Annotated in this window: 20 protein-coding genes; 7 read left to right on the top strand and 13 right to left on the bottom strand. The window is 57.5% G+C overall.

Annotation, left to right across the window (positions count from 1 at the left end; all coding sequences use genetic code 11):
- Positions 1-54 precede the first annotated feature (54 nt).
- Both parC and VF709_RS19810 read right to left on the bottom strand, forming a co-directional pair.
- The gene (parC, locus tag VF709_RS19815) at positions 55-2,313 is read right to left on the bottom strand and encodes a DNA topoisomerase IV subunit A (RefSeq protein WP_038983486.1); all 2,259 of its coding nucleotides are present in this window, start codon (positions 2,311-2,313) and stop codon (positions 55-57) included.
- 118 nt (positions 2,314-2,431) lie between these two features.
- Positions 2,432-2,833: a YgiW/YdeI family stress tolerance OB fold protein gene (locus VF709_RS19810; RefSeq protein ID WP_020689494.1), complete on the bottom strand. Its 402-nt coding sequence runs from the start codon at positions 2,831-2,833 to the stop codon at positions 2,432-2,434.
- Between the two features lie 139 nt (positions 2,834-2,972).
- Here VF709_RS19810 and qseB point away from each other — a divergent pair, with 139 nt between their 5' ends.
- The 5 genes from qseB (at position 2,973) to lysM (ending at position 6,524) form a co-directional block, all read left to right on the top strand.
- The gene (gene qseB / locus VF709_RS19805) at positions 2,973-3,632 is read left to right on the top strand and encodes a quorum sensing response regulator transcription factor QseB (RefSeq protein WP_149896635.1); all 660 of its coding nucleotides are present in this window, start codon (positions 2,973-2,975) and stop codon (positions 3,630-3,632) included.
- Entirely contained in the window at positions 3,629-4,966 is a 1,338-nt protein-coding gene (gene qseC / locus VF709_RS19800; RefSeq protein ID WP_013098726.1) for a quorum sensing histidine kinase QseC, read from the top strand. The genes qseB and qseC overlap by 4 nt, the downstream gene beginning before the upstream one ends.
- Before the next feature lie 105 nt (positions 4,967-5,071).
- A complete protein-coding gene (locus VF709_RS19795; protein WP_013098727.1) occupies positions 5,072-5,653 on the top strand; it encodes an NAD(P)H-dependent oxidoreductase in 582 nt (193 codons plus the stop codon).
- Between the two features lie 30 nt (positions 5,654-5,683).
- Positions 5,684-5,998 carry a putative quinol monooxygenase gene (locus VF709_RS19790; RefSeq protein ID WP_020689491.1) on the top strand — a complete coding sequence of 105 codons (315 nt, stop codon included), beginning with the start codon at positions 5,684-5,686 and terminating at the stop codon, positions 5,996-5,998.
- Between the two features lie 85 nt (positions 5,999-6,083).
- Positions 6,084-6,524 (top strand): peptidoglycan-binding protein LysM, encoded by a 441-nt coding sequence (gene lysM, locus VF709_RS19785; protein WP_013098729.1) that lies wholly within the window; start codon positions 6,084-6,086, stop codon positions 6,522-6,524.
- A 30-nt stretch (positions 6,525-6,554) separates the two neighbouring features.
- Here lysM and VF709_RS19780 read toward each other — a convergent pair whose 3' ends face one another.
- The 3 genes from VF709_RS19780 to VF709_RS19770 are packed head-to-tail and all read right to left on the bottom strand — an operon-like array spanning position 6,555 to position 10,860.
- The gene (locus VF709_RS19780) at positions 6,555-7,742 is read right to left on the bottom strand and encodes a glycoside hydrolase family 88 protein (RefSeq protein ID WP_440232197.1); all 1,188 of its coding nucleotides are present in this window, start codon (positions 7,740-7,742) and stop codon (positions 6,555-6,557) included.
- A 17-nt stretch (positions 7,743-7,759) separates the two neighbouring features.
- Positions 7,760-9,025: an oligosaccharide MFS transporter gene (locus tag VF709_RS19775; RefSeq protein ID WP_029883029.1), complete on the bottom strand. Its 1,266-nt coding sequence runs from the start codon at positions 9,023-9,025 to the stop codon at positions 7,760-7,762.
- Between the two features lie 32 nt (positions 9,026-9,057).
- Positions 9,058-10,860, bottom strand: coding sequence for a DUF2264 domain-containing protein (locus VF709_RS19770; protein WP_038420588.1), 1,803 nt, complete (start codon positions 10,858-10,860; stop codon positions 9,058-9,060).
- Positions 10,861-11,026: 166 nt separating this feature from the next.
- Here VF709_RS19770 and VF709_RS19765 point away from each other — a divergent pair, with 166 nt between their 5' ends.
- Positions 11,027-11,866, top strand: a complete 840-nt coding sequence (locus VF709_RS19765; RefSeq protein WP_038420590.1) for a helix-turn-helix transcriptional regulator — start codon at positions 11,027-11,029, stop codon at positions 11,864-11,866.
- Between the two features lie 23 nt (positions 11,867-11,889).
- Here the strand turns inward: VF709_RS19765 and VF709_RS19760 are convergent, their stop codons facing one another.
- Genes VF709_RS19760 through VF709_RS19740 form a run of 5 tightly spaced genes read right to left on the bottom strand, consistent with a single transcriptional unit; the run spans position 11,890 to position 16,563 of the window.
- Positions 11,890-12,777, bottom strand: coding sequence for a MurR/RpiR family transcriptional regulator (locus tag VF709_RS19760; protein WP_013098734.1), 888 nt, complete (start codon positions 12,775-12,777; stop codon positions 11,890-11,892).
- The gene (locus VF709_RS19755) at positions 12,774-13,724 is read right to left on the bottom strand and encodes an iron-siderophore ABC transporter substrate-binding protein (protein WP_100168092.1); all 951 of its coding nucleotides are present in this window, start codon (positions 13,722-13,724) and stop codon (positions 12,774-12,776) included. Before VF709_RS19755 ends, VF709_RS19760 begins: the two co-directional genes overlap by 4 nt.
- A 9-nt stretch (positions 13,725-13,733) precedes the next feature.
- Positions 13,734-14,774: a FecCD family ABC transporter permease gene (locus VF709_RS19750; RefSeq protein WP_038983471.1), complete on the bottom strand. Its 1,041-nt coding sequence runs from the start codon at positions 14,772-14,774 to the stop codon at positions 13,734-13,736.
- Positions 14,771-15,754 carry a FecCD family ABC transporter permease gene (locus VF709_RS19745; RefSeq protein ID WP_045293711.1) on the bottom strand — a complete coding sequence of 328 codons (984 nt, stop codon included), beginning with the start codon at positions 15,752-15,754 and terminating at the stop codon, positions 14,771-14,773. The genes VF709_RS19750 and VF709_RS19745 overlap by 4 nt, the downstream gene beginning before the upstream one ends.
- Positions 15,751-16,563: an ABC transporter ATP-binding protein gene (locus VF709_RS19740; RefSeq protein WP_149896636.1), complete on the bottom strand. Its 813-nt coding sequence runs from the start codon at positions 16,561-16,563 to the stop codon at positions 15,751-15,753. The genes VF709_RS19745 and VF709_RS19740 overlap by 4 nt, the downstream gene beginning before the upstream one ends.
- 382 nt (positions 16,564-16,945) lie before the next feature.
- Here VF709_RS19740 and VF709_RS19735 point away from each other — a divergent pair, with 382 nt between their 5' ends.
- Positions 16,946-19,087, top strand: coding sequence for a TonB-dependent siderophore receptor (locus VF709_RS19735; RefSeq protein WP_149896637.1), 2,142 nt, complete (start codon positions 16,946-16,948; stop codon positions 19,085-19,087).
- A gap of 59 nt (positions 19,088-19,146) precedes the next feature.
- On the opposite strand, the gene parE is transcribed toward VF709_RS19735, so the two are convergent.
- Genes parE through cpdA form a run of 3 tightly spaced genes read right to left on the bottom strand, consistent with a single transcriptional unit; the run spans position 19,147 to position 22,476 of the window.
- Complete coding sequence (gene parE / locus VF709_RS19730; protein ID WP_013098740.1) at positions 19,147-21,039, bottom strand: DNA topoisomerase IV subunit B; 1,893 nt, start codon at positions 21,037-21,039, stop codon at positions 19,147-19,149.
- Between the two features lie 28 nt (positions 21,040-21,067).
- The gene (yqiA, locus tag VF709_RS19725; protein ID WP_014833291.1) at positions 21,068-21,649 is read right to left on the bottom strand and encodes an esterase YqiA; all 582 of its coding nucleotides are present in this window, start codon (positions 21,647-21,649) and stop codon (positions 21,068-21,070) included.
- Positions 21,649-22,476 carry a 3',5'-cyclic-AMP phosphodiesterase gene (gene cpdA, locus VF709_RS19720; RefSeq protein ID WP_038420598.1) on the bottom strand — a complete coding sequence of 276 codons (828 nt, stop codon included), beginning with the start codon at positions 22,474-22,476 and terminating at the stop codon, positions 21,649-21,651. Before cpdA ends, yqiA begins: the two co-directional genes overlap by 1 nt.
- Positions 22,477-22,492 lie beyond the last annotated feature (16 nt).

Here is a 22,492-nt window from a genome sequence, read left to right as displayed (position 1 = left end):
TACGGGAAATTTTATTGGATATCCCCCTCCGGAACAGAGGGGGATCGAAACGCGTTACTCTTCGCTGTCGCCCGCGTTGCTGCGTGCAGGAGAATCGATCTCCACGCGGTCGATACGCTGCAGACCGCGCATCAGCGAACCGCGGCGTCCGCGCTCGCCCACCACCTTCTGCAACTCTTCCGGACGCAGCTTGATTTTACGCTTGCCGACATGAATGGTCAGCGTGCTCTGCGGCGGCAGAATGAAGAGATGCGCCAGGCCATCTTCACCTTTCGCGGCTTCCGCCGACGGGATGTTGATGATCTTATTGCCCTTCCCTTTTGACAACTCCGGCAGGTCGCTGACCGGGAACATCAGCATGCGCCCGGCAGACGTGATGGCCAGCAGCATGTCGCTCTCGTTCTCAACCACCAGCGGCGGCATAACGTGTGCGTTATCCGGCAGGCTGATCATGGCTTTACCGGCACGGTTACGTGACACGAGATCGTTAAAGGTACAGATAAAGCCGTAACCCGCATCAGAGGCCAACAGCAGTTTCTGGTCGTCGGCTTCCATCAGCATGTGGTCAACCGTCGCCCCCGGCGGCAGCGTCAGCTTGCCGGTCAGCGGTTCGCCCTGACCGCGCGCGGAAGGCAGCGTGATCGGATCGATGGCGTAACTGCGGCCCGTGGAGTCAATAAACGCCACCGGCTGGTTGCTCTTGCCTTTCACGGCCGCCTTGAAGCTGTCGCCCGCTTTGTAGCTCAGCCCCGGCGCATCGATATCATGGCCTTTGGCGCTACGCACCCAGCCGCTCTGGGACAGGACGATGGTGACCGGCTCTGAAGGCTGCATGTCATGCTCGTTCATCGCCTTCGCTTCTTCGCGCTCATGCAGCGGAGAACGGCGGTCGTCGCCGAAGGCATCGGCATCGGCCTGCAACTCTTTCTTCAGCAGGGTGTTCATTTTGCGTTCGGACGCGAGGATCGCCTGCAGCTGATCGCGCTCTTTTTCCAGCTCGTTCTGCTCACCGCGGATCTTCATCTCTTCCAGCTTAGCGAGATGGCGCAGCTTCAGTTCGAGGATCGCTTCGGCCTGGGTTTCACTGATACCAAAGCGCGACATTAACGCGGGCTTCGGCTCGTCCTCGGTACGGATGATCTCAATGACTTCATCGATATTGAGGAACGCGACCAGCAAACCTTCGAGGATATGCAGGCGCTTAAGCACTTTCTCCAGACGGTGGTTCAGACGACGGCGCACCGTATCGCGACGGAAGGTCAGCCATTCGGAGAGGATCTCCAGCAGGTTTTTCACCGCCGGGCGTCCGTCCAGACCGATCATGTTCAGGTTGATGCGGTAGCTTTTTTCCAGGTCGGTGGTGGCGAACAGGTGGTTCATCACCTGCTCCATGTCCACGCGGTTAGAGCGCGGCACGATCACCAGTCGGGTTGGGTTCTCGTGGTCGGATTCATCGCGCAGGTCGTCCACCATTGGCAGCTTTTTATTGCGCATCTGGGAGGCGATCTGCTCCAGCACCTTGGCGCCAGAGACCTGATGCGGCAGCGCGGTGATCACCACGGCGCCGTCCTCTTTGGTCCACACCGCGCGCATGCGTACGGAGCCACGGCCGTTCTGGTAGATTTTGCGGATTTCGGCACGCGAGGTGATGATCTCAGCCTCGGTCGGGAAGTCCGGCCCCTGAACGATATCCAGCAGCTCGTCCAGCGAGGTTTTCGGCTGTTCAATCAGGGTGATGGCGGCTTTCGCCACTTCACGCAGGTTGTGTGGCGGGATGTCCGTCGCCATACCGACCGCGATACCGGTGGTGCCGTTCAGCAGGATATTCGGCAGACGCGCAGGCAGCATTTTCGGCTCCTGCAGCGTGCCGTCGAAGTTTGGCACCCAGTCCACCGTCCCCTGGCCGAGTTCGCCCAGCAGCACTTCGGCATATTTAGACAGGCGGGATTCGGTATAACGCATCGCCGCGAAGGATTTCGGATCGTCCGGTGCCCCCCAGTTCCCCTGACCGTCCACCAGCGGGTAACGATAAGAGAACGGCTGGGCCATCAGCACCATCGCTTCATAGCAGGCGCTGTCGCCGTGCGGATGGTATTTACCCAGTACGTCACCGACGGTACGGGCGGATTTCTTGAACTTGGCGGTGGCGTTCAGCCCCAGCTCGGACATCGCATAGACGATGCGACGCTGAACGGGCTTCAGGCCATCCCCGATAAACGGCAATGCCCTGTCCATGATGACGTACATGGAGTAGTTCAGGTAGGCGTTTTCCGTGAATTCATGTAGCGCGAGGCGCTCTGCCATATCGCTCATTACGTGTGATTCCTCAACTCAGAAACCGATGGGTTTCAGGCAATATTGCCGCAGATACTACCCTATCTGGCGAGTTGAGTCACAAAGAAAAAGGGCCGGATAAGCGGCCCTTTCTGGGTTATTTCGTCAGCTTGATAACCTGCTTCACGTCGATTTCAAATTCGTTCCAGTCTTTATCGACCTTACCCTGCAGCTCGACTTTATCTTGCGGGGACACGGTCACACCGTTCCAGCGCTTATGATCAATCTCAACCACCACCGTGCCGGTCTCGTCGCGGAAGGTGTAGCGGTCATCGGACAGGCGTTCGGTGATGTTCCCGCGCAGCTTCACCCAGGCGTCGTCCTTCAGGTCTTTGACTTTCGCGGCCGTTGTCAGGTTGGCGTTGTTATCAACAAAACCGCCTGCCTGCGTCTGAGTCTGGGGTTGGGTAGCTGATGGGCCCGTAAAACCGCCCTGAGCAGCGAAGACCGGTGCGGTGGTCATCATCATGATAGCAGCCATTGCAGCGAATTTTTTCATATTCATCTCTCCCTTTAATGTGGTGTCGCAATCCATTAAACAGGGTAATCCTTAACAACTTCTTAAGGGGAAAATTTATATTTTTTTACTGTACAGCAGGCGGATCCAGAGGGTTTACTGACGCCATCAAGGAGGGGATATGCGCATATTACTGGTAGAAGACGACAAGCTGATTGGTGATGGCATCAAAGCGGGCTTAAGCAAAATGGGCTTCATCGTGGACTGGTTCACCGACGGAAAAACCGGCCAGGCGGCGCTCTGTTCTGCCCCTTACGATGCGGTGGTGCTTGACCTGACGCTACCGGAGATCGACGGTCTGGCGATCCTGCGCGCCTGGCGCGAAAGCGGGCGCAGCGAGCCGGTGCTTATCCTGACCGCGCGGGATGCGCTGAATCAGCGCGTCGAGGGGTTACGCCTGGGGGCCGATGATTACCTCTGCAAACCCTTCGCACTGATCGAAGTGGCCGCCCGCCTTGAGGCGCTGGTGCGTCGCAGCCACGGTCAGACGCGCAGCGAACTGCGTCACGGCAAAGTGACGCTCGACCCGACAAGCCTGGTCGCCACGCTGGAGGGGGAAACGCTGGCCCTCAAGCCCAAAGAGTTCGCCCTGCTGGAGTTACTGATGCGCAATGCGGGCCGCGTCCTGCCGCGTAAAGCGATCGAAGAGAAGCTCTATACGTGGGACGATGACGTCTCCAGTAACGCCGTGGAAGTTCACGTCCATCATCTGCGGCGTAAGCTGGGCAGCGAGTTTATCCGCACGGTTCATGGCATCGGCTATACCCTGGGTGACGCATGAAACTGAGCCTGAAACTCCGTCTGACGCTTCTTTTTCTGCTGCTGTCGCTGACGGCCTGGTTTGCCGCAAGCCTTGTCGCCTGGCAGCAGACGACCCACAAGCTCGATAAGCTGTTTGATACCCAACAGATGCTGTTTGCTAAACGGCTGCTGACGATGGATCTGGATGAAATACGCGCTCCGGAGCGGATGCGCGAGATCCCCAAAAAAGTGAAGCACGGTCGCCTGGACGACGATGCTCTGGCCTTCGCCATTTACGCTACCGACGGCACGATGATCCTCAATGACGGGGAAAACGGCCGCGACATCCCGTATCACTATCGCCGCGATGGGTTTGATGACGGCAGGCTCAAAGACGACAACGATGACTGGCGTTTCTTATGGCTGTCCTCGCCGGACGGGAAGTACCGCGTGGTGGTCGGTCAGGAGTGGGAATACCGGCAGGAGATGGCGCTGGATGTGGTCAGCTCGCAGCTGACGCCGTGGCTGGTGGCGCTACCGGTGATGCTGCTGTTGCTGATTGTCCTGCTGAGCCGGGAGCTTAAGCCATTGAAAAAACTGGCGCAGACGTTGCGCCTGCGCTCGCCGGATGCCACCGACACCCTGCCGACACAGGGCGTGCCATCAGAAGTACGCCCCCTTCTGGACTCCCTGAACCACCTCTTTACCCGAACCCAGGAGATGATGAGCCGCGAGCGCCGCTTTACCTCCGATGCCGCCCACGAATTACGTAGCCCGCTGGCGGCCCTGAAGGTGCAAACCGACGTGGCGCAACTCTCTCTGGACGACCCGCAGGCGCAGGAAAAAGCGCTCTCGCAGCTCCACGCGGGGATCGACCGGGCATCCCGGCTGGTGGATCAACTCCTCACTCTCTCGCGTCTGGATTCTCTGGAAAATCTCGACGATGTCGAACCGATAAAGATGGCCGATTTACTGCAATCAGCGGTTCTGGACATCTGGCATCCGGCGCAGCAGGCGGGTATCGACCTTCGCCTGAACATCAACGCCCCGCAGGCTGAACGCACGGGTCAACCGCTGCTGTTGAGCCTGCTGGTGCGTAACCTGCTGGATAACGCCGTTCGTTACAGCCCGCGCGGCAGCGTGGTTGAGGTTACGCTGGACGCCCGTTGCTTCTCCATACGCGACAACGGGCCAGGGATCGCCCCCGAGGCGTTGGCCCGTATTGGCGAGCGTTTTTATCGTCCACCCGGCCAGGATGCCACGGGCAGCGGGCTGGGATTATCGATTGTAAAACGCATTGCTGCCCTGCACGGTATGCATGTTTCACTGGATAATGCTGCGGAAGGCGGCGTTGACGTAAAGGTGTGCTGGTAAGGGATTATTGCATTTAACGCAAAAGACTTTGCACATTTTGCTCATTTTACCGTATCGCCCTCGCGCGTAGAATACTCGCCATACTCTCATCGACGAGGACAAATAATGAGCAACATTCTGATTATCAACGGTGCGAAAGAATTCGCCCACTCTAAAGGCCAATTGAATGACACCCTGACCGAGGTCGCGGACGGCTTCCTGCGCGACGCCGGGCATGATGTTAAGGTTGTGCGCGCAGACAGCCATTACGACGTGAAAGCCGAAGTGCAGAACTTCCTGTGGGCTGACGTGGTTATCTGGCAAATGCCGGGCTGGTGGATGGGCGCACCGTGGACCGTGAAAAAATACATGGATGACGTGTTCACTGAGGGCCACGGTTCACTGTATGCCAGCGACGGCCGTACCCGTTCCGACGCGTCTAAAAAATATGGTTCAGGCGGCCTGATTCAGGGTAAGAAATATATGCTCTCCCTGACCTGGAACGCCCCGCTGGACGCGTTCACCGATAAAGATCAGTTCTTTGAAGGCGTAGGGGTAGACGGCGCATACCTGCCGTTCCACAAGGCTAACCAGTTCCTCGGCATGGACCCGCTGCCGACCTTTATCGTCAACGACGTGATTAAAATGCCTGACGTCCCGCGCTATATCGCAGAATATCGCAAGCATCTGGCTGAAATTTTTGCTTAACTGGTAACCTGGAATTAGAAGGAGTTAATTATGCTTACCGTTATTGCTGAAATCCGTACCCGTCCTGGCCAACATCACCGCCAGGCGGTGCTGGATCAGTTCGCGAAAATTATCCCAACCGTCCTGCAAGAAGAAGGCTGCCACGGCTATGCGCCGATGGTTGACGCCGCAACCAGCGCCAGCTTCCAGGCCACCGCGCCGGACTCCATCATCATGGTTGAGCAGTGGGAAACCGTGGCGCATCTCGAAGCGCACCTGCAGACCGCACACATGAAAGCGTGGAGCGATGCGGTAAAAGGTGACGTGCTGGAAACCCACATCCGTATTCTGGAGCAAGGGGTATAAAACCTGCCTTCCCTCTCCTTTCGGAGAGGGAAATCTCTCTGACCTGCTATGCTTATTCTGACTTCATGATTAACAGGAGGAAGGAATGGGACTTTTTAACTTCGTAAAAGAAGCAGGCGAAAAGCTGTGGGACAACCTGACCGATCATAAAGGCCAGAGCGACAAAATCACCGAGCACCTCAAGAAACTCAACATTCCCGGCGCGGATAAAGTGCAGGTCAACGTTACCGACGGTAAAGCCAGCGTAACGGGCGACGGGCTGACCCAAGAGCAGAAAGAAAAAATCCAGGTCGCCGTCGGCAATATTGCGGGCGTCAGCGAGGTGGAAAACAACATCACCGCCACTGATGCCAAAGATGAAGCCACCTACTATACGGTGAAATCAGGCGACACCCTCAGCGCCATCTCCAAAACCGTGTACGGGGATGCCAACCAGTACAACAAGATTTTTGAAGCGAACCGCCCGATGCTCTCCAGCCCGGACAAGATTTATCCCGGCCAGACGCTGCGTATTCCTAAGGCGTAACCCACACGTCGGGGGCGTGCCCCCGACCTTTTACCAGTACGGCTTCCAGCTCTGGGTGAACCGCACCAGCGCCTCAACGTAGAAGTAATCGCCCCAGCTCGCACACTCATCCACGCCTTTGTTGCTCGCCAGGTGATAGACAGCGTGCTTAAGCAGCCCGTTCCCCTTCTCGTCTTTGCCCATCAGATAGTGCTTTGTCAGTGACGACATAATCCCTTTAGCCCAGTCCAGATAACGTTCACGATCCGGATCCGTGACCGGCAACTGTTTTACCAGTTCCAGCAGCCCGCAGACGGCAATGGCCGCCGAGGAGGAATCCCGCAGTGCATCTGTCCCCAGCAGCGCCAGATCCCAGTGGCAGACATTATCCTCCGGCAGACGATTAAGAAAGTAGTTTGCCAGGCGTTTTGACAGCGCAATCATCGTCTTATCGCCGGTATAGAGATAGCTCAGCATAAAACCGTAGATCCCCCACGCCTGCCCGCGGGACCAGCAGGAGTCGTCCGCGTATCCTTGCTGCGTGTTGCCGTAACGAGGCGCGCCGGTAACCACATCCATGTAGTAGGTGTGGAACGTCGAGGCATCTTCACGAATCAGGTACCTGGCGGCCTGCATCACGTGGGCTTTTGCGGCGTCAGCAAAGCGCGCGTCGCCGGTTTGTTCCGTCGCCCAGTAGAGCAGCGGCAGATTCATGTTGCAGTCGATAATCATCCGCCCGGCCTGCTCCGGGTCTGACAGATCGCCCCAGGCCTGAATAATCTTCGCCTTCGGGTGAAAGCGCTCCAGCAGGGCTTCAGCCGCCAGCAGGGCGAACCCGGGCGCCTCGCGGTTGCCGGTCAGTCGCCAGGCCGCCACGCAGGAGAGCGTATACAGGAACCCCAAATCATGAGTGTTGGTATCATTACGCCCGGCGATGCGCAGGCCAAACGAGCGCACGTGTTTTTCAGCCATCTCGCGGAACGTTGTCTCACCGCTCATCTCCCACGCCAGCCATAGCTGACCGGTCCAGAAGCTGGTGGTCCACTCCACATTCTCCGTCAGCGGATAAACCCCGTTCTGGCAGGTTTCTGCCGGGAATCGGTCACCAAACGCCACCAAATGACGGCTAATCAGCTCAAGCACGTGGCTGCGGGCAGAGCTGAGTTCATCACGTAATGTCCGCGATTCAACGGGGACAGGAATAGCCTGCAGGTGTTCCTCTTTGATACGACTTAACATGTTTCGGGTCCTTTAAATTACCGGGATGAGGGTTCTGCTGCGTTCAGCGAGCGGGTACCGCGCCATTTGCTCTGGCAGGCGGATAACGTAAAGGCAGAGATAAACGTAAAGGTCAGCGCCGTGGCTCCCATAATGATATAGGTGTGCTCAAAGCCGATGCGGTCATACAGATAGCCGGCAGGCGAAGAGACAACCACGTTGCCCACGTAGAGCATGGCCTGATAGCCCAGCAGATACATGGTGGCGTTAACGCGTTTATCGAAATGCTCAGCAATATATTTAAAGACCGATACCAGCAGCAGACATATTTCCAGGCCATATAGCGGTTTCAGTACGGAAATTAACAGATGGGAATCGCACAGGCCGGAAATAATCAGTCGTGCACCGACCACCAGCCCGACAATTAACAGTCCACGCTTGGCACCAATACTATTCACCAACAGCGGGATCACCATATACATCACAAATTCCATACCCGACTGTACGGTTCCCAGATAACCGAACACCGCGTTACCCTGGTGAATATCATCAAAGAACGTGACGAAATAGCGTGAGAACTGCTGCTCGGCAATAAACATCATCCACGCCACGCCCGCCACATACAGGCAGAACGCCCAGAACTTGCGGTTACGCAGCAGGGCATAGACATCCGCAGGGGCGATTTTCTCTTTGGTCAGCACCTCGCTGGCGTGAGCGGAGTTAGTGTTCACTTTCAGGCTCACAAGAACGATCAGCATGATGATGGATGCGACGCTGCCCAGAATAAAGTTATACGCCGGTGAGAGATTAAACAGCAGACCGGAGAACGAGGACGCCACGGCCCAGCCAAGCGATCCCCACATGCGAATTTGCCCGAACTCCATACCGTTTAAACGGCTAAAGCGGTCAGAATAGGATTCACACGCCGCCACGCCCGCGTACCAGGCAAAGCTTAAATAGAGCGCGCCAATGATAATCCCCACCAGAGTATTGGACATCAGCAGCGGCTGATAAACATAAATAAAGAACGGCGCCATCAGTGCGGACATGGCAACCACAAAATAGAGCAGGTATTTACTCATGCCGATCTTATCGAGAATATAGCCGTAGATCGGTTTAAGAATGACTGAGAAGACACCGTTGACCGCAAAGACAGTGCCAATTACCGAGCCGCTGAGATTCGCCTTTTGGCCGAGCCAGATGGCTAATAGCCCAATACTGGCGGACCAGGTAAAGAAATAGAGAAATATAAAGCTGCTGATTTTGTAATATTCGGTTCTGTTCGTTGTAGATGCACTTTTCATATCATCCTCGCCGACGTGTAGGGTCAGATTTTTTATAATGTGAACGACAGCTTACGTTCGCCTCCGGGTTCGCGGATCGCGACCTGGTCAGGGGTCATCTTCAGTTCAGGTGCCAATGCCGCGGGGGGTTTCTCGCTGGCCACGACGGCGCAACAGAGCCAGCTCTCTCCCTGAGGGAGATCGGTTTTTAACAGCGGAATGGATGCGCATTCCGGGAACATAATGTTGCTGTTCGGCGGCGTGACGATGCTGTCTGGCTCCCGGGCAATGGCCGGGGAGAGATCGACAATCACGCTGCTGCCGTTGCTGGCCGTCAGGTAACAGCCACGCTCATGAATGTGGTGTTCGGTTTTCATCACCGCAAAACCGCCCTCCACTGCCTGAAGGGTGCGAGCGCTGTTAATGCGGTGCAGACGCACGTGCCACTCGCCAAAGGGAATTTGCCAGGTTTCGACATGGACATCATGCCAGGGTGACCAGCGTGAATAGAGGTAGTTCTCATCCACCCGCACCTCCGCGCATTCACGACGCCCGCGGAAGTAGTTATCCCCCTCCGCCAGCAGTAACATCGAGTCGCAGGCGGCATGTTTCAGGCCAAAGCGCCCCCGTTCGAGGGTGAAGCCAAAGCGGCTTGAGTACGCAAATTTGGTGTATTTGGCTTCGGTGTTGACGTAGTTATTCAGCTCAAGCTGACCGGCAGTGAGCATCGTGACGTGCTGTGAGTTATCCGCATGCATCAGGATGTGCTGCGCTGGGTGGATCACACGTTTTTCCGCCAGCGAGGGGAGCGGCTGCTCTTCTGCCTGCCAGAACGGGTGTGACTCCGGCAAGGCCAGAATCAGGTACGTTTTCAGCGCCCAGTACGGTGAGCCGGGGGCGTTATAATCCTCGCACATCACCAGGTTGGGATAAGTAAAACCGAGGGTCAAAATACCGTCGCGATCGGTCATCGGCTGCCGCTGCCACCAGCGAAGATGGCGCAGCACAATGCCCTTCACGATGCCCGGCGAGAAGACATTCAGCCCGGAAAAGGCCACGGCGCTCCAGAAAGCGACCATCGCGAAGCGATAGGTAAGGCTCCGGCCAAACGGTACCGACGCGCCGTCGGCGGCAGACCAGTAAATAAAATCTTCGGCAAACTGACGGGCACGCTCACGTAACACCTCCGCCCTTTTTTCATCACCGCTGAGGGTGGCATAAATCAGGCCGTAGAAGTGGAACGCCATTGAGATGTAGTAATCCTTCGGGCGGCCCGGACCGTCAGAATACCAGCCATCACCCAGATAATACGCCTCCATCATCGCAAACCGACGGTCGATGGCGCGCGGATCATACGGCAGCCCGGCACATTTGAAACCAAGCTGCACCATAATCGCAAAGTAGTTCCAGTTGCTGTCCGGCATCTGCGCATCTGTGATCTGGTTGAGCCACGCGTGCAGGTTCATTACCTCACGTTGACTGAAGCGGCGGGTGAGCTTATCCCCCAGCAGCGCCAGCCCCAGGCCGTAAGCCGCCATCTCCACCAGACGCTGGTCGTACGGGCCGGTTTCCCCCCAATAGCCCGGGCTCTGCGGATCGGTGCCGAGCTTAATGGCGGTCAGGTACTTCTCACTAAACGGCTCGTCCCCGCCGCCCGCCATCAGCGGAAACAGCCCCCACAGCGCACGGGATAGCCCTTCCATCTGCGCAATCTCCGTGGGGTAATGCGCACAGGTTTCTCCCAGCGAGAACCGGGAACAATCCTGCGGAAAGGACTTATCCAGCGCGCCCAGCAGGTCATGTAACGACGCCACCACCTCCTGGCGCGAAGACAATGGATTTGATTTTTTAGACATACGCTCGCCCTCGTCATCAACTGCGACGAAGGATAGTGAATCCGCAAGGGGGATAAATGTTAGCCACGTCACAGCCGTGAAGGCTAAATAAACCTCCAGTTGAGAAAATTTAAAAAGGTGGTTTATAACGTGAAGATAACGGCAGAAAATTGAGTTTTATTGCACTATGCGCGACACGCCCACCTCCGACCGGCTGGAACTGATCACCTTAAATGACACCGTCGTGTCATTCAGCCGTCTGTTTGCCAATACCGTGCGTTACCATCACTGGCATCAGTGTCTGGAGATTCTGTATGTGGAAGAAGGATTTGGCGTCGCCATTGTCGATAACCGTCACTACACCATGCGCCCCGGGCGGCTGTTTTTCTTTCCGCCGTTTACCCTGCATAAAGTGAGGGTGGATGAGCAGGCAGAAGCGATTTACCGACGTACCATTATTCATCTCGACCCTCACGCGGTGCTCACAGCCCTGCGCGATTTTCCCCACACGCAGCAGCGGCTGCAGAAACTTTCTGCCCGCGGCGCCGGAGCGTGGGTTGCCGATCTGGCGCACTGCCATCACCATGTCGATCATCTGCTCGGCTGTTACCCGTCGCCTTTAACCCGCGAGGGAATAGCCGCGCTGTTGATTGGTTTATTCGCCATGCTCCCGGACGATAATGCCCGTGCGCCGGGCAGTAGCCTTGGGCTCGCCAGCCAGGTGATGTTCTGGCTGGACGAACATTACCAGGAGAAATTTCGCCTGGACGCACTGGCAGAAACGCTGGGGAAATCCCGCAGCTACGTATCGCGAAAATTCCATGCGGAAACGGGCGAGAAGATCCATGAATATCTGAATACGCTAAGGCTGCGCAAGGCCTGCGAACGCCTGCTGCACAGCGAGGCGAGCGTACGCGAGATTGCCACCCAGGTGGGATTTTCCGACGTGACGTGGTTTATCAGCGCGTTTAAGAAGGGAATTGGCGAGACGCCGTTGCAGTACCGGAAGAACCATGCTGACCGATGAACGGCGTGAGCGCCCGGCATGCTTTAACCGCTCTTCTTCCCCGGCTTTAACCCACGATGAAACTCGTTGATGCGCTTCATGGATTTGATGGTGCGCTGCGGCTCGGTGGAGGCGACGGACAAAATAATCATCTCCAGGCACAGCAGCACCGTACCGTGCAGCGGGATTTTGCCCTTTTCTCCGCCGCGCGGCACATGGATCACCACGCTGGCCTCTTTGCTGAAACGTGAGTCCAGGGCGTTGGTCAGCAAAATCGTCGGGATCCCCAGACGTTTGGCTTCCCGCAACGTGGTTTGTCCTTCTCGGTGTGCAGATTTTTGCGCCATCATCACCAGCACATCGCCGCGCTGGAGCGCAATCAGCTGTTCGGCAAGGCCTATCCCGGTGCGGTTGAGCGGCATGGCGGGGAGCCCCATCCGGCTGAATAATCTGGCGGTGTACTCGGCCAGAATACCGGAGGCACCAATGCCGAAGATCGCCACCTGCCTGGCCTGTGCCAGCAGCGACACCGCCTGCGCCATCGCATAGCGGTTGTGCGGTTGCGACAAGACCTCACAGGTGTGCTGATGCCCTTCCAGCACAAAATCGATGCTCGCGTTAACGTCGCTGGTGAGCGTGTTGACCGTTGAGGAGATCTTTTCGCTGGATGTCACCACCGGACCAAACCACTGCTCCAGCGTCTGCTTCAGATCGCGCAGCCCGGCAAAACCCAGCGCCTGGATCGCGCGGACCACGGTGGCGTCCGAGGTTTTTAGCAGCGTGGCGATTTCCATTGCCGTCTGCTCCATCACCGCTTCCCGGTTCTCGTTGATGTAGCGCGCCACCTGCAGCAGACGCGGCGTCAGATGATGTGCACGTGCGCGAAAGCGCTCCCCGTAAACATCCACACGCCCTTTCTCTTTACGGATCACGGTGATACCTCCGGCAATGGCCGCCCGGCAATCTGCGACTGTACCTGCGCGGCCATCAGCCCTAAAGAGGCGAAGGAGTTCGAAATGGCCTCTTCGCGTGAAATCAGCACGTAGTGGCCGGTCCGACAGGCGTTCAGGAACTGGCACCAGCCCGGCATCACCGCCTCCATCGCCGCCAGCTCGTCCTGCGGTTTACCCCCGGTGTCGCCGCGCCAGGTGGCAAAGACAAAATCGGCGTCCAGCTCCGGCAGACGTTCGGCGCTGACGTCAATCCGTCCCCCTTCCGGGATACTCTCAATCAGCGGCGGGAAGGTAAATCCGGCGTCACGCAGCACGCGGCCTAAAGAGTGGTAGCTGTGCATGGCATTGATTTTTCCCTGGTTAGCCTGAATCACCGACACGGTGATTTTGCGCGTATCGATGGTCGCCTTCAGCGCCTTGATTTGTTCCTGATAGCGGCGCTCCAGGATTTTCAGCCGCGCCTGCGTACCGGTGAGCTGCGCCAGCTTGCGGTAGATCTCCGGTGCACCGCCGTCGAGATGGTCGATACTCACCGTCGGGGCAATCTTCTCCAGCTGTTCCACCGGCGTGTTGCGGGTCGGCTCGGTGATGATCAGATCGGGTTTGGCGGCGGCAATGGCTTCAATGTCGATATCCGCCGTGCCGATGAATTTGATTTCGGAATTATCGAAATCCACCCCCGTCAGCATGCCGCTGGCGCGCAGAAAATGGCTGCCGTCCGGGCGCGTGCGGCCATGGCTGGCGACGGGCGGTACGCCAAGCTCAATCAGTGGAATGGTGATATCCAGGTCGTGCAGCGAGACGATCCGCTTCGGGTGAAGCGGCACCTCCACCTTACGCCCGAGATCGTCAGTGAACGTCTGCGTCGGCTCTGCCGCACCCACCGCAAACCCTATCAGCAACAGCATCGAAACAAGTACGCGCATCATAGTCCTCTAAAATCTGTCCCGACGCTGCCAGAGCAGCAGCAGGAAAAACGGTCCGCCAATCAGTGAAATCACAATCCCCGCCGGTAACTGCAACGGCAGGAATGCCAGCCGCCCGACGGTATCCGCCAGCAGCACCAGCAGCGCCCCCAGCACGGCACTGCCCATCAACAACGCGGTTTGCCCACCGCGCATCACCAGACGCGCCATATGCGGCGCAATCAGCCCCACAAAACCAATACTCCCCACGCAGGAGACACAGGCCGCCGTTAACACCACCGGCGCGAGAACGCGCAGTAGCGCTAATCGTGCGGTGCGAACCCCGAGCCCCGTTGCGGCGTGGTTACCCAGCAATGCCACGTCAGCCGCGCGGGCAGTAAAGAGCAGCAGCGCAAACGCCGGGGCCGCCCAGGCTGCGGCGATACCGACCAGCGTCCAGTTTGCCGCGTGCAGGCTCCCCGCCAGCCACAGCATCGCCGTCTGCACATCGCGCACGTCGGCGGTGGTCATAAAGATCCCCATTGCCGCAGAGAAAGCCCATGACACGCCAATCCCAATCAGAATAAAACGCGGACGCGAGATATCGCGGGCCAGCGCCACCACCAGCAGCGCGGTAATGAGACCACCGGCCATCCCGACCAGCGGACGCCAGGCCAGCCCCAGCGCAGGGAACTGAAAAATCAGCAGCAGCACCGCCGCGCTGCAGCCCTCTTTCACACCAATAAGCCCCGGATCGGCCAGGCCATTGCGGGTGATGGACTGCATCGCCGCTCCCGCCATGCCCAGCATCGCGCCGCTTAAAATGGCCATCAGCAGCCGTGGCAGGCGGATATCCATCACGATATAGCGCGCATCGGCCTCCAGGGGTTCTCCGGAGAACAGCGCGCGCCCGATGGCGGAAGTGGGAATGGGAAGCGAACCGTGCGTCAGGCCAAACCCCAGCAGGAGAATGCCCATTAGAGCGATAAGCGTAACGCGCGCCACTGCCGCCGGGCGTACCTGCCCGGAAAACGGCCCGACACGCCATGCACGCAGTCCGGCCCGGCTCATTTGAACATCCTTGATGCCATCAGGATAAAGAGAGGAGCACCCACCAGCGCGGTCATGATCCCGGTGGCCAGCTCATACGGCGTAAACAGCGTACGGGCCGCGATATCCGCCAGCAGTAACACCAGTGCCCCGCACAGGGCAGAAAACGGCACCATCACGCGTAAGTCCACCGACACCAGACGGCGGATAAGCTGTGGCACGACCAGGCCAATAAAACCAATCGGCCCGGCAATGGAGACGGCTGCGCCGCAAAGCAGCGCAATCGCCAGCAGAGCCAAAAGGCGAGTTTTGAGCAGCGACACGCCCAGCCCCTGCGCCATCCGGTCGCCCAGGGCCAGCATATTGAGCGATGGCGACAGCCAGAGCGCCAGAGCGAACCCCACAGCGGCAACCCAGGATGCGCTGCGAACGATCTCCGCGTTAAGCCCGGCAAGATCTCCCGCCAGCCAGGTGCGCATGGCAAGCAGCGTCTGTTCATCCAGAATCAGCACCGTGGCGGTAATCGACGACGCAAACGCCGACATCGCCACGCCGCATAAGGTAATTTTCATCGGCGTGAGGCCGGTTCGCCCTGAAGAGGAGAACGTCAGCACCAGCATAAACAGCGCGGCGGCACCGACAGCAGCAATCAGCGGGCGGCCAAACGGCAAGGTAAACCCAAGCGCGCTGGTCAGCACCACGGCCAGCGCCGCCCCCGCGTTAAGCCCCAGAATATGCGGCTCGCCCAGCGGGTTACGGATCACCGACTGTAACAACACGCCCGCCACGCCCAGCGCCGCCCCGGTGACCATGGCGGCAGCCAGCCGTATCAGGCGTAATCTGACAATCACGTTGTGATCGAAATTGCGCGGGTCGAAATGAAGCAAGGCCTGCACCACCGTCTGGGGAGCAATGACACGCGCACCGATACCCAGATGGGCAATCGCGCCCATCACCAGCAGCAAGGCAAACAGCAGGAAAGCCAGTGACGTTCGCATCATGATTTTTCCGCCGCCTGGCGGAATGGCATAAAGAACGGCTTACCGGTCAGCGGATTAACCGACATATGGACATCGACATCAAACACCGCTTTGATGAGTTCCGGCATGCAGACGTCGCCTTCATGCAATACCCCCTCGACTTTGCCCTGGCGTAAAAAGACCAGGGAATCGCCATAGTTGACGGCGAAGTTGAGATCGTGGAGCACCACCACCACCGTACGGCCATGCTGGCGGGTCAGGGTATGCAGCAGCTCGAGGATCTCCACCTGATAGCGGAGATCGAGAAAGGTTGTCGGTTCATCCAGCAGGATATAGGGCGTTTGCTGGGCCAGGGCCATTGCGATCCAGCAGCGCTGGCGCTGGCCGCCGGAGAGGCTTTCGACGGGCTGATGTGCAAACTCTGCCGTACCGGTCAGGTGCAGAGCCTCTTCAACGGCCTGCTCGTCTTCATCGCTCCACTGGCGCATAAAATTTTGCCAGGGAAAACGGCCGCGTGATACCAGCTCAAACACCGTCAGCCCTTCCGGCAGCAGCGGAGATTGCGGCAGGATCCCCAGCTGACAGGCTACCGCTCTGGTTGGTTGCTCGTGAATGGCTTTGCCATCAAGCAGTGCGGCCCCGCCAAGCGGCTGCAGCAGACGCGCGATAGTGCTCAGCAGCGTGGATTTTCCACAGCCGTTCGCCCCTACCAGCACGGTCATTTTCTGCCGGGGGATCGCAAGGGAGATATCATCGACGATGATTTTTTTCTGATAGCCCGCGGAGAGGTTCTCCAGAACCAGCCCCGGTTTATGGGTGTTGTGCGCCACGTGAATGCCAACTTAATAAAAAATCGAACAAATAAAAATAAAACTCATTCTCTTTTGAAAGTTTGCCGCTGCGCCATGTAGTAGTCAAGGGGATAAACACCCTGATAAAGCCAGGGTTAAATAACAGGTACTACAGCGGCGCTTTTATTTTTTATTTAAGCTTTTTCAATGAATTATATGCAATTCACTTATATCAAGACGGGAGGTTTCAGGCTGTAGCCGCTTTTTGCTTTTTTCCATTTACTACTACATTGCCGCATGATTGAATGATTCTCAATTACATGTTCGATGCCACACGGCTAACGAGCAGACAATTAAGGGCAATGACTCATACATTCTTCCGCGCCCTTCATGCGCGGGATCTTTTGGGAAAACAGATGTAATGGCTACGTTCACACCTTCTCTCTCTGGGGTAAAAGGGCGCGCGCTCTTTTCACTGCTGTTTATGGCACAGCTGGTGCAGGCGGCCGACACCGCAACGGCTAACGACGGCGAAACGCTGACCGTCACCGCCGATCCCCATGCCGTGGCTGAGGCCACAAACGGCTATCAGCCGCTTAACACCTCCACCGCCACGCTAACCAACATGCCGATGCTGGATATTCCGCAGGTGGTGAATACCGTCAGTGATAAAGTGCTGGAAGATCAGCACGCTACTTCGCTTGATGAAGCCCTTTATAACGTCAGCAACGTGGTGCAAACCAATACCCTGGGCGGTACGCAGGATGCGTTTGTGCGCCGGGGATTTGGCGCGAACCGCGACGGGTCAATAATGACCAACGGCCTGCGCACGGTGCTGCCGCGCAGCTTTAATGCCGCGACCGAGCGCGTGGAGGTGCTGAAAGGGCCGGCCTCAACGCTGTATGGCATTCTCGATCCTGGCGGCCTGATCAACGTGGTTACCAAACGCCCGGAAACCCGCTTCGGCGGCTCAATTTCCGCTACCTCCTCAAGCTTTGGCGGCGGCACCGGGCAGGTTGATGTCACCGGCCCGATTGACGGCACGCGGCTGGCGTATCGCCTGACGGGCGAGTATCAGGATGAAGATTACTGGCGTAATTTTGGCAACGAGCGCAGCACCTTTATCGCCCCGTCGTTGACCTGGTTTGGTGATGATGCCACCGTGACCGTGCTCTATTCACATCGCGACTATAAGACGCCGTTCGATCGAGGAACCATTTTCGATCTCAGCACCAAACAGCCGGTAAACGTAGATCGTAAAACCCGCTTTGACGAGCCGTTTAACGTTACCGACGGGCAGTCCGATCTGGCGCAGCTGAACGCCGAATACCGTCTTAACAGCCAGTGGACCGCAAAGTTTGACTACAGCTTTAGCCAGGATAAATACAATGATAACCAGGCGCGCGTGATGGCCTATGACGCCAAAACGGGTAACCTGACCCGCCGCGTGGATGCAACCCAGGGCTCGACTCAGCGTATGCACAGTACGCGTGCGGATCTGCAGGGGAACGTGGATATCGCGGGCTTTTACAATGAGATCCTGACCGGTGTGTCGTATGAGAATTACGATCTGCTGCGTACGGACATGATGCGCTGTAAGAACGTTAAAGATTTCAACATCTACCATCCGACCTACGGCAATCTCAGCAAATGCACCACCGTCTCCGCCGCTGATAGCGACCAGACGCTCAAACAGGAAAGCTACTCCGCCTACGCGCAGGACGCCCTGTATCTCACCGATAAGTGGATTGCCGTTGCCGGGCTGCGTTACCAGTATTACACCCAGTATGCGGGCAAGGGTCGCCCGTTCAATGTGAATACCGACAGCCGCGACGAACAGTGGACGCCGAAGCTGGGGCTGGTCTACAAGCTCACGCCATCCGTCTCGCTGTTTGCTAACTATTCCCAGACGTTTATGCCGCAATCGTCCATTGCGAGCTACATTGGTGACCTGCCGCCGGAAACGTCTAATGCTTACGAAGTGGGGGCTAAATTTGACCTGTTCGATGGCATTACCGCCAACATTGCGCTGTTTGATATTCACAAGCGCAACGTGCTGTACAACGAAAGCGTGGGGGGTGAAACCATCGCCAAAACCGCTGGCCGCGTACGCTCGCAGGGTGTGGAGGTGGATCTTGCCGGATCGCTGACTGAGAATACCAATATTATCGCCAGCTACGGCTACACCGACGCCAAAGTGCTGGAGGATCCAGACTACGCGGGTAAGCCCCTGCCGAACGTGCCGCGTCATACCGGTTCTCTGTTCCTGACTTACGACATTCATAACGCGATCGGCGGGAATACCCTGACGCTTGGCGGCGGTGGGCACGGCGTGAGCCGTCGTTCAGCGACCAACGGTGCGGATTATTATTTGCCGGGATACTTTGTTGCCGATGCCTTTGTGGCCTACAAAATGAAGCTGAAGTATCCGGTGACGCTGCAGGTGAACGTGAAGAACCTGTTTGATAAAACCTACTACACCTCGTCCATTGCGACCAACAACCTGGGCAACCAGATTGGCGACCCGCGCGAAGTGCAGTTTACGGTGAAGATGGCGTTTTGATGTAAAAAAGCCCGGTGGCGCTAGCGCTTACCGGGCCTACGATTGCTATGGCTGAGGCATCAGGCCTCAATATCCGCCATATCGCCTTTCTCCTGCAGCCAGTTGCGTCGGTCTTCCGAGCGTTTTTTGGCCAGCAGCATATCCATCATGGCGTTGGTTTGCTGTTCGTCTTCATCGCTGATGGTCAGTTGAACCAGACGACGGGTGTTAGGATCCAGCGTGGTTTCGCGCAGCTGCATTGGGTTCATCTCGCCCAGCCCTTTAAAGCGCTGAACGTTTGGTTTGCCCTTCTTGCGCTTGAGCTGCTCCAGCACGCCCGCTTTCTCTTCTTCCGTCAGCGCGTAGTACACCTCTTTGCCGAGATCGATACGGTAGAGCGGCGGCAGCGCGACGTAGACGTGGCCGTTTTTCACCAGCGTGCGGAAGTGCTTCACGAACAGTGCGCACAACAGCGTGGCGATGTGCAGACCATCGGAGTCCGCATCTGCGAGGATACAGATCTTGCCGTAGCGCAGCTGGCTAAGATCTTCGCTGTCCGGATCGATACCGATCGCAACAGAGATATCATGCACTTCCTGCGAGGCCAGCACTTCATCAGACGAGACTTCCCATGTATTCAGGATCTTACCTTTAAGCGGCATGATCGCCTGGTATTCACGGTCGCGCGCCTGCTTGGCCGATCCGCCTGCCGAGTCCCCTTCCACCAGGAACAGCTCGGTACGGTTAAGATCCTGCGCGGTACAGTCCGCCAGCTTGCCCGGCAGCGCAGGGCCGCTGGTGAGCTTTTTACGCACCACTTTCTTCGCCGCACGCAGACGACGCTGCGCGCTGGAGATCGCCATTTCCGCCAGCATCTCTGCAGCCTGAACGTTCTGATTCAGCCACAGAGTGAAGGCATCTTTGACCACGCCGGAAACAAAGGCCGCGCACTGACGCGAGGAGAGACGCTCTTTGGTTTGCCCGGCAAACTGCGGATCCTGCATCTTAACGGAAAGCACGTAGGCGCAGCGATCCCAGATATCTTCCGCCGACAGCTTCACGCCGCGCGGCAGAATGTTGCGGTATTCGCAGAATTCACGCATCGCATCCAGCAGACCCTGACGCAGCCCGTTAACGTGCGTACCGCCGAGCATGGTTGGGATCAGGTTGACGTAACTTTCGGTCAGCAGCTCACCGCCTTCCGGCAGCCACAGCAGCGCCCAGTCCACCGCTTCGGTGTCACCGGTGAAATTACCGACGAACGGTTTTTCCGGCAGCGTCGGCAGGCCGTTTACCGCTTCGCACAGGTAGTCGTTCAGGCCGTCGGCATAGCACCAGCTCTGCTCGGTATTGTTGACGTTATCTTTAAACGTGATTTCCACGCCAGGGCACAGCACCGCTTTAGCTTTCAGCAGGTGCGTCAGGCGAGAAACGGAGAAACGTGGGCTGTCGAAGAAGCTTTCGTCAGGCCAGAAGTGGACGCTGGTGCCGGTGTTGCGTTTACCGCACGTGCCGACAACCTGCAGATCCTGCACTTTCTCGCCGTTTTCAAACGCGATGTTATACACCTGGCCGTCGCGGCGAACGTTCACTTCCACGCGCTTAGACAGGGCGTTAACCACGGAGATCCCCACACCGTGCAAACCACCGGAGAACTGGTAGTTCTTGTTGGAGAACTTACCGCCCGCATGCAGTCGGCAGAGGATCAGCTCAACGGCCGGTACGCCCTCTTCCGGGTGGATATCCACCGGCATGCCGCGACCGTCGTCGATAACTTCCAGCGACTGATCGGCATGCAGGATAACGTCGACGCGTTTGGCATGGCCTGCCAGCGCTTCGTCGACACTGTTATCAATAACTTCCTGGCCCAGATGGTTTGGGCGCGTCGTATCGGTGTACATCCCCGGGCGGCGGCGAACCGGCTCAAGCCCGGTGAGTACCTCAATGGCATCAGCGTTATAGGTTTGCGTCATGATTTAAACTAGCAATTCGCATTGATTGTCAGAGGCTGTGCAGTCCAAGAAAATCGACAATCTGGGTGAAATGATCTTCAAAGCCCGTGAAAGCATGGTTTCCGCCCTCTTCTATAGTCTGGCGGCAGGAGGCGTAATACGCCACTGCCTGGCGGTAATCCAGCACTTCATCACCCGTTTGTTGCAGCAGCCAGATCAGGTCCGGTGCTTCAAGCGGGTCGACCTGCATAACTTTGAGATCGTAAATATGGCGTGACTCTAGCACATATTGTTGGCCGGTGTAGGGGTTCTCGTTTTCGCCAAGAAAGTCCCGCAGCAGCTCAAACGGTCGAACCGCCGGGTTAACCACAACGGCGGGCAGCATAAAGCATTGCGAGAGCCATGTGGCGTAATACCCTCCCAGCGAGGAACCCACCACGCCGAAAGATTCGCCGCCGTGTTCCAGAACAATGGATTCCAGCATCTCCGCCGCCTCTGCCGGATAAGGCGGCAGCTGCGGGATAATCATCTCAACGTGCGGATGATGCTCGCTCAGCCACTGGCGTAACTGTGTCGCTTTGGCAGATCGCGGCGAGCTGTTGAACCCATGCAGGTAGAGGAGCGTAGACATCAATAGCCTTCTGAAGCGGTATCGGGGCGGAATTGCGCGCCTGCCAGACGGCAGACTTCCGTGGTCAGTGAACCATCCGCATGCAGTTCCAGCCAGCGCCAGCCCGGCGCGATGGTATCCAGGGTAAAGTTCGCGCAGTGCGGCTTAAACTGAACGCAGGTCGACGGCGTCGCCAGCAGACGGCGGCCATTCCAGTCGAGATCCTGTTCCTGATGAATGTGTCCGCACAGCAGATTCTTCACGCGTGGGAATTTCGCCAGCACGCTATCCAGGGCGGCAGAATTGCGCAGGCTGTGTTGATCGAGCCAGCTACAGCCCGCCGGAAGCGGATGATGATGAAGCAAAAGCAGCGTATGTCGCGCCGGTTCGGCGGCCAGTTTGGTCTCCAGCCAGTCGAGCTGAAACTCGCTTAACTCACCGTGCGGGACGCCAAACACCTGGCTGTCGAGCAGCAGGATCTGCCAATGCTCACCGGCAAACACACACTTCGCCGGAGAGATCCCCGCCTCCTGAAGAGAGCTATACATCGCAGGCTGAAAGTCGTGGTTGCCCGGAAGCCAGACGCACGGCACGCTAAAGCTCGCGATGCCTTCAGCAAAATGCTGGTAGGCCGCGGAGGATTGATCCTGCGCCAGATCGCCCGTTGCAACGATCAGATCGCAGGCACGATTTTCAGCGTGAATAGCGCTAAGTACAGCCTGATAACTCTCCCAGGTGTTCACCCCCAGCAGCGTTTCATGCTTTTCGGCAAAAAGGTGAGTATCGGTGATTTGTAATATCCTGACTGGTGCCCCACCAGCAACAGTCAGGTTCAACAGGCTTTCCAAATGGTGTCCTTAGGTA

Origin of the sequence: Enterobacter sp. Lyrl_3 (assembly GCF_051948675.1) — a bacterium.
Taxonomy (GTDB): domain Bacteria; phylum Pseudomonadota; class Gammaproteobacteria; order Enterobacterales; family Enterobacteriaceae; genus Enterobacter; species Enterobacter cloacae.
This window is presented reverse-complemented; position numbering and strand designations above follow the sequence as displayed.

Coding starts and splice junctions, on each gene's coding strand:
- parC (WP_038983486.1), bottom strand. CDS start 2,313: ATGAGCGATATGGCAGAGCGCCTCGCGCTACATGAATTCACGGAAAAC.
- VF709_RS19810 (WP_020689494.1), bottom strand. CDS start 2,833: ATGAAAAAATTCGCTGCAATGGCTGCTATCATGATGATGACCACCGCA.
- qseB (WP_149896635.1), top strand. CDS start 2,973: ATGCGCATATTACTGGTAGAAGACGACAAGCTGATTGGTGATGGCATC.
- qseC (WP_013098726.1), top strand. CDS start 3,629: ATGAAACTGAGCCTGAAACTCCGTCTGACGCTTCTTTTTCTGCTGCTG.
- VF709_RS19795 (WP_013098727.1), top strand. CDS start 5,072: ATGAGCAACATTCTGATTATCAACGGTGCGAAAGAATTCGCCCACTCT.
- VF709_RS19790 (WP_020689491.1), top strand. CDS start 5,684: ATGCTTACCGTTATTGCTGAAATCCGTACCCGTCCTGGCCAACATCAC.
- lysM (WP_013098729.1), top strand. CDS start 6,084: ATGGGACTTTTTAACTTCGTAAAAGAAGCAGGCGAAAAGCTGTGGGAC.
- VF709_RS19780 (WP_440232197.1), bottom strand. CDS start 7,742: ATGTTAAGTCGTATCAAAGAGGAACACCTGCAGGCTATTCCTGTCCCC.
- VF709_RS19775 (WP_029883029.1), bottom strand. CDS start 9,025: ATGAAAAGTGCATCTACAACGAACAGAACCGAATATTACAAAATCAGC.
- VF709_RS19770 (WP_038420588.1), bottom strand. CDS start 10,860: ATGTCTAAAAAATCAAATCCATTGTCTTCGCGCCAGGAGGTGGTGGCG.
- VF709_RS19765 (WP_038420590.1), top strand. CDS start 11,027: ATGCGCGACACGCCCACCTCCGACCGGCTGGAACTGATCACCTTAAAT.
- VF709_RS19755 (WP_100168092.1), bottom strand. CDS start 13,724: ATGCGCGTACTTGTTTCGATGCTGTTGCTGATAGGGTTTGCGGTGGGT.
- VF709_RS19750 (WP_038983471.1), bottom strand. CDS start 14,774: ATGAGCCGGGCCGGACTGCGTGCATGGCGTGTCGGGCCGTTTTCCGGG.
- VF709_RS19745 (WP_045293711.1), bottom strand. CDS start 15,754: ATGATGCGAACGTCACTGGCTTTCCTGCTGTTTGCCTTGCTGCTGGTG.
- VF709_RS19735 (WP_149896637.1), top strand. CDS start 16,946: ATGGCTACGTTCACACCTTCTCTCTCTGGGGTAAAAGGGCGCGCGCTC.
- parE (WP_013098740.1), bottom strand. CDS start 21,039: ATGACGCAAACCTATAACGCTGATGCCATTGAGGTACTCACCGGGCTT.
- yqiA (WP_014833291.1), bottom strand. CDS start 21,649: ATGTCTACGCTCCTCTACCTGCATGGGTTCAACAGCTCGCCGCGATCT.